Here is a 12,077-nt window from a genome sequence, read left to right as displayed (position 1 = left end):
TCCAGACAATTACGCAGACTCTTTCTCGTTATAGCGGAAAGAGAACAGGAAAATCAGCGCGATAACGGCGGCGGCAATCGCCGGGATCCACCAGAACGTTACCCACGCCTGCGGCACGGTTTGCCCGGCAACCAGGCGGTTATAGAGCGCGCCGGAGATCTGCGATCCAAGCAGCATTCCAATACCGTAAGTGAACATGACAATCATGCTTTGCGCCTGACCTTTGACCTTCTCCCCTGCCACGCGGTCGGTATAGATAAAGCCAACGACAAAGAAGAAATCGTAACAAACGCCGTGCAGCAAAATGCCGAGGTACAGCAACACGCGCCCTTCCTCACTGACACCGAGGGCGAACATCGCATAACGAACGAACCACGCCAGCATCCCAATCAGCAGCATATATTTCACCCCAAGACGGCGGAACAGCAGCGGGATCACCAGCATGAAGAAAATTTCTGACATCTGGCCAAACGACATCGCGGTACTGACATCGGCTACGCCCGCATCCGCCAGGTAGGAGGCGGTATAGGCGTAGTAGGTGCCCAGCGGCACGGAGATTAGCGTGGCGCACAGCGAGAAGATGAAAAAGTGGCGGGTTTTCAGCAGTGCAAACGCATCGGCGCAGAACAGATCGCGTACCTGGATCGGCAAACCTTTTGCCGGTGCAGGGGTATGCGGCAGGGTCAGGCTGTACAGCGCCAGTATCACAGAACAAATTGCCGCGAGGGTAAAGATGCCGGTGGTATCTGAAATGCCGGTTACACCGATAAAGATCCCGGCAATAATCCAGCCGATAGTGCCGAAAACGCGCACTACCGGAAAAGTTTTATCAATATTGCTCAGACTGTGAAACGCGATGTTGTTGGTCAGCGCCAGCGTGGGCATGTAGCACAGCGTATAACCAAACAGCAGGCCAATCAGCATTGCGCCATTTTCAGCGACCAGCGCCTGCGGCACAAACCACAGGATAATGGCGCCCAGCAGATGCATAACCGCCATCACTTTTTGCGAAGCAAAAAAGCGATCCACCAGCATTCCGAGCACAAACGGCGAGAGAATTGAGGCTATTGGCCCGGCAGAAAACGCATCGCCAATCAGCAGCGACATGTTGTACTGGGTCATCACCAGCCCAAGCGTGACTGACCAGCTCCCCCAAATGAAAAACTGAAGAAACATCATGAGAGAAAGACGCGGGACCAGCAACCGATGCTGCGGCCCGCTGTTGGCATTAATTCCTGTTGTAGACATTTGCTTACCCTCTAAAGTAATCGATTACAAAAGCCATTTAGGTAGAAAGTAATCGATTACAAATAAAGATCGAGGATGTTGTAGTGAAAACGGGAGAGCGATCACGATCATAAGATCGTCGGAAGATCCTGCGGCAGAAATACGCCTGGTGGCGAAAAAGGCGTCACCACCTGGTCTTCGCCTAAATATGTCGAAGCGATCACAGAATACTCATCGGCTATTTGTAATCGATGACCTGGCACAGGTAGTTTGTAATCGATTACTTTTGACAAGGAACCTGATAAGCATGAAAAAATTGATTGTAGCCGCCACGCTGTTTGCGGCATTTTCGCTGTCTGCCGCCCAGCCCTCCCCTGCCAGTACTGAAGATGAAATTGCCCTGCAAATGTACACTCTGCGCAACGTTGGTACGCCTGCGGAACAATTTGCAATGGCCAGTAAGGCGGGCTTTGAGCATGTCGAACTGGTGGGCAATCACGGGCTGGATGCTGACGAGATGAAATCGCTGCTGGCAAAAAACCATCTGACGGTGACCTCGTCTCACGAACAACTCAGCGCCCTTGAGCAACACTATCAGCAGACGGTAGCGTTCAATAAAGCCGTAGGTAACAGCACGATCGTCGTGCCGTGGATCGAACCGCAGGATCGCCCGGACAGCGCGCAGGGCTGGAAAGACTTTGCGCAGCGCCTGGATACTCTGGGGGCGAAATTACGCCAGGACGGGATGCAGCTGGCGTATCACAACCATAATTTCGAAATGAAAAAGTATGACGGCGTGACCGCGCTGGAAATCGTGTTTAACCACTCCCGCCCGGAAAATCTTAAGCTTGAAATGGATGCGGCATGGATATCACGCGGAGGCCAGGATCCGGCGCGCATTCTGCAACAGTACCCGGGCCGGGTTTATGCGATTCACGCCAAAGACAATGCCGCCATCGGCATTCGCGATGATGAGATGAATTTTACGCCGTTGGGCGAAGGACTACTGGACTGGGCGACGATTTTACCTGCGGCGAAAGCCAGCGGCGTGAAGTGGTTTATTATTGAACACGATAAACCGAAAGATGCCTGGAGTATTATCGATACTTCACATAAAAATCTGCGGGCCGCGCTGGAGAAATTACCGCATTGAGCATACCGGGCCTGGATAGCGTCGCAGGCCCGATAAACGCGTGATGTCAGGCTTTACGACGCAGACATTTAAAGGCGACAAATAGCACCAGTATCCATACCGGCAGTAAGATGGCTGAAGTACGCATCTCATCCATCGTACACATCAGCCCAAGGATCATTATCAGGAAAGCAATACACAGATAGTTTCCGCCGGGGGTCAACAGCGCTTTAAATTTCGGCAGCCGCCCTTTACGACGCATGGCTGCACGAAACTTCAGATGCGCCAGACAAATCATAATCCAGTTCAGCAGCAGCGTGGCCACCACCAGCGCCATCAGCAGGCCAAAAGCCTGTTTTGGCAGCAGGTAGTTGATAACAACCACCAGCGAAGTGATCCCTCCCGACAGCAACAGCGAGTTAATCGGTACGCCGCGACGGCTGATACGGGTCAGGAACTTCGGCGCATTGCCCTGCACGGACAGGCCGAACAGCATCCGGCTGTTAGAGTATACGCCGCTGTTATACACCGACAGCGAGGCCACCAGAATCACCATGTTCAGCGCCGATGCCACCAGATTACTGTCAAGATTGTGGAATATCATCACAAACGGGCTGCTGCTGGAGCTGATTTCGGTCCACGGGTAGAGCGCCAGTAAGACGATGAGCGAACCGATATAGAAAAGCAAAATACGGTATACCACCTGGTTCACTGCTTTAGGGATCGATTTTTCAGGATCGCGCGCTTCGGCAGCGGTAATACCAATCAGCTCCAGACCGCCGAACGAGAACATAATCACTGCCAGCGACAGGATCAGGCCGTGCCAGCCGGTCGCCAGAAAACCGCCGTGAACCCACAAGTTATTGATGTTGGCATGTGCACCGCCGTGACCGGAAACCAGCATCCAGATGCCAAAGCCAATCATGCCGATAATGGCCAGCACTTTGATTAGCGCAAACCAAAACTCTGTTTCGCCATAAAGGCGGACATTCACCAGATTAATGGCATTGATAATAATAAAGAAGGCTGCGGCCCATATCCACGTCGGCACATCCGGTAGCCAGTACTGCATATAGATCCCGGCCGCCGTCAGCTCTGCCATGCCAACCAGCACGAACATCACCCAGTAGTTCCAGCCGGAGAGAAAACCGGCAAACGGTCCCCAGTATTTATAGGCAAAATGGGCGAAAGAGCCGGAAACCGGTTCTTCAACCACCATTTCACCTAGCTGGCGCATAATCAGGAAGGCGATGATACCGGCGATAGCGTAGCCAAGTACAACGGCCGGCCCTGCCATCTGGATCGCCGGGCCGATGCCGAGGAACAGGCCAGTGCCGATTGCCCCGCCCAGGGCGATCAATTGAATGTGTCGGTTTTGTAAACCGCGGTGTAAGGTCGGATGCGTTTGTGCTGATGCATCCACTGAATGTGCGGACGCCTGTGACGCGTTTTTCACGTCATACCCCTGTGCTATTTATAATAAGGGGCATCTTTTAACACTTAAAGACATCACACTTCAAGTTGTGGGGGAAAGAACGGGCTTCCCTGCCCGCCTCACGAGGTGCTCTTATCAGAAGTCGTAGCTCATCGAGACTTTCAACGTCCGCGGCTGGCCTTCGAAGATATAGGTCCCGTTGTCTTCAACGCCCGACCAGTATTTCTCATTGGTGACGTTATCCACCCCGACGCGCACGACCATGTCGTTTTTCTCCTGATTCAGGTGCATACGGTAACGTACGCCCAGATCCAGGGTGGTGTAATCGTCCAGCTTTTTGGTGTTGGCCGCATTAGCATATTGTGAGCCGGAATGGTTCACATTGGCAGTGGCCGTCAGACCGTCTATCGGCTTGATGTCATATTCTGCACCAAGCACCATATAGAAACCTGGTACACCAATGGCATCTTTACCGTTATTCACGCCGCCTTTGGTTTTGGTCATTTCAGGATCCAGCCAGACGGTGCTGCCGTTCAGACGCAGGCCTAGCACCGGCTCACCGAAGACATTTAACTCCACGCCACGGTTACGCTGCTCGCCGTCGAGAGCATAAATGCCGGTAACGCTGTCCTGAAGGGCAGACGGTTTTTTGATTTCAAACAGCGCCAGCGAGCCGCCGACGCGTTCATAATCCACCTTCACGCCAACTTCATTCTGTTTAGAGTGCGCAATACCGGTACTTTTACCATAGTTAGCGGCGGATTTTGGCGCCACGCTGCCCGGCTGCAGCGCTTCCGTATGGTTAGCATACAGGGAGAGTTGTTCCCACGGCTTATAAACCACGCCGTAGGTCGGCATCCAGCGGCTTTGGGTGTAGCGGCTGGCGGTATCTTCGGCCCCGGTCGCATTACTGTAGTTACGTACCACGACTTTCTGATGCCGTGCGCCGACAGTAAACAGCAGCGTATCGTCCAGGACGCCAAGCGTATCGCTCAGCAGCCAGCCCTGGGTACGGTTGCGGGTGGTGGTCAGCGGATCGGAATAGTTGCCGCCAAAACTCGCGTTGTCCGGGATCGGCACAGGATGGTTATCATAAATATTGGTGGTCGGGTTGACTTTCGAACTAGTCCAGGCAGTTTTATCTTTCTTGATTTGCGCCGAGTAGCCCACATTCACTTTATGCGAGACAACGCCGGTATCAAAATTACCGCGCAGACCGCCCATGCCGCTATACGCGTCGGTAATGCGGTTGGTGTCCAGACGACCGGCGGTGGCATCGCCATTCGCATTCAGCAGCTTAGGTCCGCTATAAACGCCTGTTTCATGCGCGTGCTGCATTCCGAGCGCGGTATAGGCAGTCCAGTTATCGGTCAGATCGTATTCGTTTTTTACCATCCCGAATTCGTTTTCAATATCGCTGAACGCCCACTTCTGGCTGTAGTTTTTGCTGGCATCCGGCAGACGCGGAATAAAATCGACGCCGCTGATGTTAAGTCCCGTTTCGCCGCCGTGGAAGGTCTTTTTCTGATAGCCAAAATCGAGTGAAGAACGCAGCCGCTCGCCGCGGTAATCCAGGCCAATAGAGGCCAGCGTGGTACGGTGTTTATCATCCTCAACGGCGGTTTCACCTTCACGGTGAACCAGGTTGACCCGCGCACCGAACTGATTATTGTCGCCAAAACGACGGCCAGCATCGACGGTGCCGCCGACCTGGGAGTCCGAGGTATAATCCACGCCTACCGTAGCGTTTGGCGTATCTTCTGCGCGCTTCGGTTCAAGGTTGATCATCCCGCCGACGCCGCTGCTCGCCGCACCGTTTACCAGCGAGTTAGCCCCTTTAAAGATTTCGATGCGCTCCAGCATTTGGGTGTCCATCACCTGGCGTGGTACCACACCGGGCAGCCCGCCGAAAGTCATGTCATCGCCGTCAAGCTTGAAGCCGCGGATGCGATAGGTTTCAGCATAGTTGCCGTAGCCCTGCACCGCCTGCACGCCCGCGTCATTGCTGACCACGTCGGCAATGGTTTTTGCCTGCTGATCCTGCACCAGCTTAGCGGTGTAGCCGATAACGTTAAACGGCACATCCATCGCCTTTTGTTCGCCAAGCATTCCCATGCGTCCGCCGTGCGCGATTTGCCCGTCAAGATAAGCAGGCACCAGGTCATTGCCGCCCGGCGTAAAGCTTCCCTCTGGGGCGGCCTGGACCACGATAGTCTCTTCTTTCTGACCGGTAACCTCGCCGGTTGCAGCGATTACCGTATGGGTTGCTGCGCCAATAGCCAGCGCAAGCAGCGTTTTACGCAAGGGGAATGAAACAGTGGTGTTGTGCATAAATCACTCAGGAAAAGTAAACAGTGAAAAAAAGGCCCGTTTCCGGGCCGGATGGTTATTTATTCAAATCAATACGGACGACGCTATCAGGCCCGCTGGTTGAATGATCTTTGTTGAACGCCTGCTTCACGGTGACAAACAACGTTTGACCGTCGGCAGAAAGCGTCAGACTGTTCGGATTAGGTGGCAGATCCCAGGACTGCTTAACGGCGTAAGACGTTGCATCAAGGCTGACCACTTTGCCGCCGTCGCGACGGGAGATGTAAATCTCATTGCGTGCAGGATTGAATTTAACCGCCAGCGAATCGCCAATATCCAGCTGCTTGATAATGTCACCGCTGTGAATATCCAGCACCAGCGTGGTCTTCGCTTTCGAGTTATCAGTGACGAACAGACGGCCGGTGTTACTGTCTTCAGCAATATTCAGCAGCAGCGCCGGTTTATCGCCCAGCGGTTTCCAGCGATGTTCAATCCGGTTGGTGCGCGGATTAATCACCAGGATCTCACCGCCGCCGTTAGCCGCATACAGACGATCGGTTTTTTCGGAGTAATGCAGGCCGGTCATCCATTTGCCGGTGTTTTTGATGCGCGTTTTCAGCTTCAGCGTTTTGGCATCAACAACCCAGATAATTGCCGGATCGGCGACGGCGCCGATATACAACGTATCTTTATGCAGCAGGACCTGGCGCGCGCCGTACGGGAAGCCTTCGTCATTGCGTTCCGGGAACAGCACGCGATTTTTGACTTTACCGTCAGCGGTATTGATGGCAGTAACGCCGCCGTCGAGTGAGTTAGTGACATACAGCGTCTGGCCGTCGTCGGACAGCGCGAGGGCGAAGTTTTTCAGATCGGTATGGCTGGCCCCGATGGTTTTCAGCGTACGCGAGTCAAGTTTGTAGACCACGCCACCCTGCACATCTTTAAAGCCTTCAGCACTGGCAACGTAAAGCGCGTCCCCTTTCGGACTAAGCGCCATTTCGTACAGGCCATCTGCCAGATCGCGTTTTTGTACATTCGCAGGCTGCACGGCAGCCGGGGCTTTCTGGGTGTCAGCCGCAGGTTTAATGGCAGAAGTCGATTGGGCAGTACAACCGCTGAGCGCGACGGTCATCAGCAGCGCCAGGGCGGAGATTTTCATTTTCATCGGGGGAAGTCCTTCACCTTTGAAATACGCAAAAATGTGGAGGCATCCCGGATTATGTTATGACGTTCCGGTCTTCGTTATACGCACTCCACCATGTGCCTCAGTGTTTCCCTGTGAAAAGCGTTCACTGTGGTGCAGGAAGTCCATGGCGCGCCTGCGAATAACAAAGAGAATGAGAACTATACTCATTCTCTTCAGATTATCAAGCCTGATGGTTACATGAATTCATGATTCGTCATACTTTGAGATGAGATTGGGCGGGGATACCCGGCTGCAGAATGCCGCCGGGGGATGCACTTATTACTATCTTTATTTACTACCTTCGGCAATCACGGTCAGCTTACTGTCCGTCGCTTTTTCTTCTTGTAACGTTTCATCGAGCAATTTAGCGGCTTCTTTATAACCCAGCCTGAGCGCCAGCGTTTTTAACGTACCATAGGAAGCAATTTCATAATGCTCTACCTTCTGGGCTGCACCGATCAGCCCTGCATCGCGAACATCACCCGCTTCAACCGATTCGATTATCTCCAGCGCTTCTTCTGCCAGCCCTTCAAGCGCGTGACATTTCATCCTCTTGATCCGCACGCCTTCAGTGACATCGACCAGTTGATCGAGCCTTTCGATTTGTCCGCGAGTTTCCTCAAGATGAGCTTCGAACGCCGCAACTAATTTTGGCGAAGTGGCGGCCCTGGCCATTTTCGGCAGTGCACGGGTAATTTGTTTTTCGGCACTGTAAATATCTGATAATTCATGAATGAATAAATCATTAAGATTTTTTACCGCTGGCATAAACATTACCTCGTCGTAAATTAATCAACATTTATTACAGAGACGTCAAAAGCAAAGTGTAACTTTATAGCCAGTTAATCAGCACAGCTCTGCTATTTACCAGGTTTTGAGCATGCTGAATTGATAACCAGGCTATAAAAGCGTTATTCCGCTGGACGACCGCCGCCGTGACTATTTTTCCCGCCTTTTTTACCCGCTTCTGAGGCTCGCTGCGGATCGTTTTTAAAGTTGCCTCCGCTCTGCTGCCCACCTTTACGCCCGGCTTCCGCGGCACGATTTTTATCAGCTGCGAAATTACCTGAACCGCCACGATGTTGAGTCATAAAAATCACCTCATTACAGAGTTAGGGTTAATAAGTCTTATTACTAAGCAAGCCTTAATATTAGTCACTATGTGCTACTCCGCAAGTTATCTACCTCAGAGCAATCTTATATTACCTGACGCAGGCAGAGGCCAACTCACTGTTAAACGAAGCGGTAAATAACGTATGCCAGGTATTATTTTCGTTTATTTGACGGCGTTGATAATAATTATTCCAGATCAATCAGTTAACCTGAGATAAACAGTAAGAAATCACGTAATGCCTCAAAATTGAGCGATCCTGACAATGTTACGGTTCAAATGCCTATAAAAGCAGCAACCGTGCAGGCACCCGCCGGGTTTCTATCTATACTCTACCCAATGTTAAACATAGGAATTACAGGATGTACTTATGAGATTCAAGGGTCTGGCCAAAGGCTTTTTTATACTGATACTGCTCATGGTGACGTGGGCGTTTTTTGATGTTATTGCCCCTTACTACTCAGCGATTTTATGGGCCGCGATTCTGGCCATTATTTTTTACCCGCTTAAGAATAAGCTTCGCGACAAGTTTGCCGATCGCAACGTGCTGGCCTCACTGGTAACGCTACTGATTATCTGTCTGATAGTCTTTACTCCGCTGGCGATTATTCTCTCCTCTTTAGCCATTGAAATTAATCTGGTTTACGGCAAATTGCAGCAGCATAACACGCAGTTCCCGGTAGTGATTGCCGGACTGTTTGAGCATCTCCCGGCGTGGGCGCGGCACTTCCTTGCCGAGCACGATCTGGATAACGCGACACAGATCCAGGAAAAACTCTCCGGGGTGGCGTTAAAAGGCGGGCAGTATCTGGCGGGCAGCGCATTCCTGATTGGTAAAGGCACGTTCGGCTTTACCATTAGCTTTGGCATCATGCTGTACCTGCTTTTTTTCCTGTTAAAAGATGGCCCGTATCTGGTTCGTCTGACGCTGGAAGCGCTGCCGCTGTCTAACTATATGAAACATCATCTTTTTGCCAAGTTCGCTGCCGTTTCGCGTGCAACAGTAAAAGGCACGGTAGTGGTGGCGGTCGTTCAGGGGGTGCTGGGCGGACTCGCATTCTACATTGCGGGCATTGACGGCAGCGTTCTATGGGGCGCACTGATGGCGTTCCTCTCTCTGGTTCCTGCTGTAGGATCGGCGATCATCTGGGTGCCTGCGACCATTTATCTGTTTGCTACCGATCAACTGTGGCAGGGCTTTTTCATGATCGGCTTCTTTGTGGTCATTGTCGGGCTGGCGGACAATATCTTGCGGCCACTGCTGGTGGGTAAAGATACCAAAATGCCGGACTACCTCATCCTGATCACTACTCTTGGCGGAATGGAAATCTACGGTATCAACGGATTTGTCCTCGGGCCATTGATTGCCGCGCTGTTTATCGCCTGCTGGAACCTGCTTTCCGGGCGCGATCATCCGGGTAACGCCGATGAAATCGACGAGGTGGTTATTGAAGAAGGGCTGAATCACCCTGAGTCAGAAGAGAAATAACACGTGTTTACCCACAGCTCCTGGCGGGGCTGTGGGTCATTTACCCTGCTGCTGTCTTTTTTGGTCGGTTAACGTAAATAAATAACAGAATAAACTGAGCTTTATTTTGAATAATTTAACTCGATATAGTACCAGGTGAAATTCGGCCTTAAGATAAATCCGTTTAAACAGTAAAATTAATAAATAATATATCTGATAGCGCTAACCCCTTAAATAATATACAAGATCACATCATTAAACATTTCTTGCAACTCATTGAGACGTTTCCGTTTCGCTTTCATAGCCGCTGCCCTTGTTAATTTTTGTCGAGCGACTATAGTTAAATCCATATCAAACATTATTGTTTGAAACTGTATTTACTTATTAACTTTAAAGTAATGCATGTTATTACAGCACTCTTTACATGTTGCTTCTGAGGAAAAATGATGAATAAAGTAGAACATTATCACGACTGGCTGCGCGATGCTCATGCAATGGAAAAACAGGCTGAGTCGATGCTTGAGTCAATGGCAAGCCGAATCGATAATTATCCTGACATCCGGGCGCGTATTGAGCAACATATTACTGAAACAAAACGTCAGATTGAACTGCTGGAAGGCGTATTTGACCGTAATAATATTTCGCGTTCAGTGGTGAAAGACTCCATGAGTAAAATCGCTGCGCTTGGGCAGTCTGCTGGCGGCCTTTTTGCATCCGATGAAATTGTCAAAGGCGCAATCAGCGGTTATGTATTTGAACAGTTCGAGATTGCCTGTTACACCTCACTGATTGCCGCCGCTGAACAAGCCGGTGACACTGAAGGCGTGGCCGTTTTCAAAACCATTCTCGCCGAAGAAGAAGCTATGGCGAAATGGACGCTTGAGCATTTACCTGATGTTACCGCTCAGTTTCTTGTGCGCTCAGAAGCGCCCGGCGTTGAAGCAAAAAAATAGCGCCCTTTCATGCCTTGCGAACGCTGTATCCGGCGTTCGCCGTTAACTTTCACATCGCCCTAAAGTATGTTGTAACTAATGTCATAACCTTCATTTAGCCGACGTGCGGTTATATTCATTTCTGCGAGACGCAATTTGCGACAGTATCGGCCTCGGGAAATACCCGCGTAAATGTTTCAAACACCAATTCCATCTCTTCGCTAAAGTAACCGCTGCGCTCAAAAAAAGCCCGGTGCTCGTTACGCCAGTAGCGCAGGCTTTTGTCCCCCTCTCCTTCTGCTGCTGCGTCTTGCGCAGAAACCTCGTTAAAGCGGATCAGCTTCAGGCTGGTCGTTTGGATCACACAGACAGGCTTGTCTCTGCAATCAAGAACAATATGGTAGTCGCCCACGGTCACTTTCTCATCGCCCTGCTGCCAGGCAGCGAGGGAGCTACAGCTGGCTTTTTTCTCACCGGCAATCACTAATTGAGCCAGTTCATCTGCCATCTCTGAGGAGTCACCAAATGCCCACACGTGCGCGTCTGGATAGCGGGTTTTTAATTCATCAAGTGAAGGAAACATTTTTTATCGCTTATTTCAGCCAGGATAAAAAACCTTAACACAGAAATGAAGCGTGTCGACGACGGTGCGGCCTGCTAAATCCAGGAGGGAAGCTCTCGCCTGTCGTGGCGGTATCATGATAAAAACAGCATTTACCATCAGGTAACACGTTTCGGGAAGCGCACGCTGCCAAAGGAGAAGCCATGATTACGTTAAGGCCAGTGAATAAAGGCGAGTTTGCTGATTTTCTGCACTATTTTATTGCAGATTACGCCACTGAAATTGAGGTCAATTACCGTCTGACGCCTCAGGACGCACTGGCGCAAGCTACCCGCGATGCAGAGCACAGTTTTCCACAGGCCGAAGAAACGGCAGACCAGATTGTGCTGTGTATTATGAGCGAAAAACATGAGGCCGGGCAGCATATTGGCTACTTCTGGTATAAAGCGGATACGGTGCTTAAGTCAGCCTATATTAATGACTTTTGTATTTTTGAGCCGTTCAGAAGTAAAGGTCTGGGCAGCATGGCGATGAAAGCGCTTGAGCAAAAGCTTAGTGAGGAAGGATTTATTCAGCTGAAATTGAGAGTTGCCGAGGGGAATCATCATGCGAGACAACTTTATACGGCTAATGGTTTCTGCGTGACCGGCATCAATATGAATAAGCTGCTATAGGAAAAAGAAGGCCAGCACAGGCTGGCCATTAACCCGATTA

General features: G+C 51.0%; 11 protein-coding genes. 4 read left to right on the top strand and 7 right to left on the bottom strand.

Translation table 11 applies throughout. The features are described from left to right. Positions 1-9 precede the first annotated feature (9 nt). The gene (locus AC791_RS07910) at positions 10-1,248 is read right to left on the bottom strand and encodes an MFS transporter (RefSeq protein WP_049839927.1); all 1,239 of its coding nucleotides are present in this window, start codon (positions 1,246-1,248) and stop codon (positions 10-12) included. 286 nt (positions 1,249-1,534) lie between these two features. Here AC791_RS07910 and AC791_RS07905 point away from each other — a divergent pair, with 286 nt between their 5' ends. After that, entirely contained in the window at positions 1,535-2,380 is an 846-nt protein-coding gene (locus AC791_RS07905; RefSeq protein WP_049839926.1) for a sugar phosphate isomerase/epimerase family protein, read from the top strand. A 46-nt stretch (positions 2,381-2,426) separates the two neighbouring features. Here the strand turns inward: AC791_RS07905 and pheP are convergent, their stop codons facing one another. The 5 genes from pheP to AC791_RS07880 form a co-directional block, all read right to left on the bottom strand. Then, positions 2,427-3,815: a phenylalanine transporter gene (gene pheP / locus AC791_RS07900; protein WP_049839925.1), complete on the bottom strand. Its 1,389-nt coding sequence runs from the start codon at positions 3,813-3,815 to the stop codon at positions 2,427-2,429. A 114-nt stretch (positions 3,816-3,929) separates the two neighbouring features. Beyond that, positions 3,930-6,125, bottom strand: a complete 2,196-nt coding sequence (locus AC791_RS07895; RefSeq protein WP_049839924.1) for a TonB-dependent receptor — start codon at positions 6,123-6,125, stop codon at positions 3,930-3,932. 55 nt (positions 6,126-6,180) lie between these two features. After that, positions 6,181-7,269 carry a YncE family protein gene (locus AC791_RS07890; RefSeq protein ID WP_049839923.1) on the bottom strand — a complete coding sequence of 363 codons (1,089 nt, stop codon included), beginning with the start codon at positions 7,267-7,269 and terminating at the stop codon, positions 6,181-6,183. A 309-nt stretch (positions 7,270-7,578) separates the two neighbouring features. Then, entirely contained in the window at positions 7,579-8,058 is a 480-nt protein-coding gene (locus AC791_RS07885; protein ID WP_049839922.1) for a ferritin-like domain-containing protein, read from the bottom strand. 143 nt (positions 8,059-8,201) lie between these two features. Then, positions 8,202-8,381 (bottom strand): general stress protein, encoded by a 180-nt coding sequence (locus AC791_RS07880; protein ID WP_049839921.1) that lies wholly within the window; start codon positions 8,379-8,381, stop codon positions 8,202-8,204. 390 nt (positions 8,382-8,771) lie between these two features. Here AC791_RS07880 and AC791_RS07875 point away from each other — a divergent pair, with 390 nt between their 5' ends. Then, positions 8,772-9,890, top strand: a complete 1,119-nt coding sequence (locus AC791_RS07875; protein ID WP_049839920.1) for an AI-2E family transporter — start codon at positions 8,772-8,774, stop codon at positions 9,888-9,890. A gap of 425 nt (positions 9,891-10,315) precedes the next feature. Next, entirely contained in the window at positions 10,316-10,822 is a 507-nt protein-coding gene (locus tag AC791_RS07870) for a ferritin-like domain-containing protein (protein ID WP_049839919.1), read from the top strand. A gap of 115 nt (positions 10,823-10,937) precedes the next feature. Here the strand turns inward: AC791_RS07870 and AC791_RS07865 are convergent, their stop codons facing one another. Beyond that, positions 10,938-11,384 (bottom strand): ASCH domain-containing protein, encoded by a 447-nt coding sequence (locus AC791_RS07865; RefSeq protein WP_049839918.1) that lies wholly within the window; start codon positions 11,382-11,384, stop codon positions 10,938-10,940. A 182-nt stretch (positions 11,385-11,566) separates the two neighbouring features. On the opposite strand from AC791_RS07865, the gene AC791_RS07860 reads away from it, so the two are divergent. Next, entirely contained in the window at positions 11,567-12,037 is a 471-nt protein-coding gene (locus AC791_RS07860) for a GNAT family N-acetyltransferase (RefSeq protein ID WP_049839917.1), read from the top strand. Positions 12,038-12,077: the final 40 nt, after the last annotated feature.

Origin of the sequence: Klebsiella sp. RIT-PI-d, from assembly GCF_001187865.1 — a bacterium.
Classification (GTDB): domain Bacteria; phylum Pseudomonadota; class Gammaproteobacteria; order Enterobacterales; family Enterobacteriaceae; genus Superficieibacter.
The sequence above is the reverse complement of the archived record's forward strand: the minus strand, read 5'-3'. Positions and strand labels throughout refer to the sequence as shown.

Bases quoted from the DNA above. Each gene is read 5' to 3' on its own strand.
- AC791_RS07910 (WP_049839927.1), bottom strand. From the start codon at position 1,248: ATGTCTACAACAGGAATTAATGCCAACAGCGGGCCGCAGCATCGGTTG.
- AC791_RS07860 (WP_049839917.1), top strand. From the start codon at position 11,567: ATGATTACGTTAAGGCCAGTGAATAAAGGCGAGTTTGCTGATTTTCTG.
- AC791_RS07880 (WP_049839921.1), bottom strand. From the start codon at position 8,381: ATGACTCAACATCGTGGCGGTTCAGGTAATTTCGCAGCTGATAAAAAT.
- AC791_RS07885 (WP_049839922.1), bottom strand. From the start codon at position 8,058: ATGCCAGCGGTAAAAAATCTTAATGATTTATTCATTCATGAATTATCA.
- AC791_RS07875 (WP_049839920.1), top strand. From the start codon at position 8,772: ATGAGATTCAAGGGTCTGGCCAAAGGCTTTTTTATACTGATACTGCTC.
- AC791_RS07870 (WP_049839919.1), top strand. From the start codon at position 10,316: ATGAATAAAGTAGAACATTATCACGACTGGCTGCGCGATGCTCATGCA.
- AC791_RS07905 (WP_049839926.1), top strand. From the start codon at position 1,535: ATGAAAAAATTGATTGTAGCCGCCACGCTGTTTGCGGCATTTTCGCTG.
- AC791_RS07895 (WP_049839924.1), bottom strand. From the start codon at position 6,125: ATGCACAACACCACTGTTTCATTCCCCTTGCGTAAAACGCTGCTTGCG.
- AC791_RS07865 (WP_049839918.1), bottom strand. From the start codon at position 11,384: ATGTTTCCTTCACTTGATGAATTAAAAACCCGCTATCCAGACGCGCAC.
- AC791_RS07890 (WP_049839923.1), bottom strand. From the start codon at position 7,269: ATGAAAATGAAAATCTCCGCCCTGGCGCTGCTGATGACCGTCGCGCTC.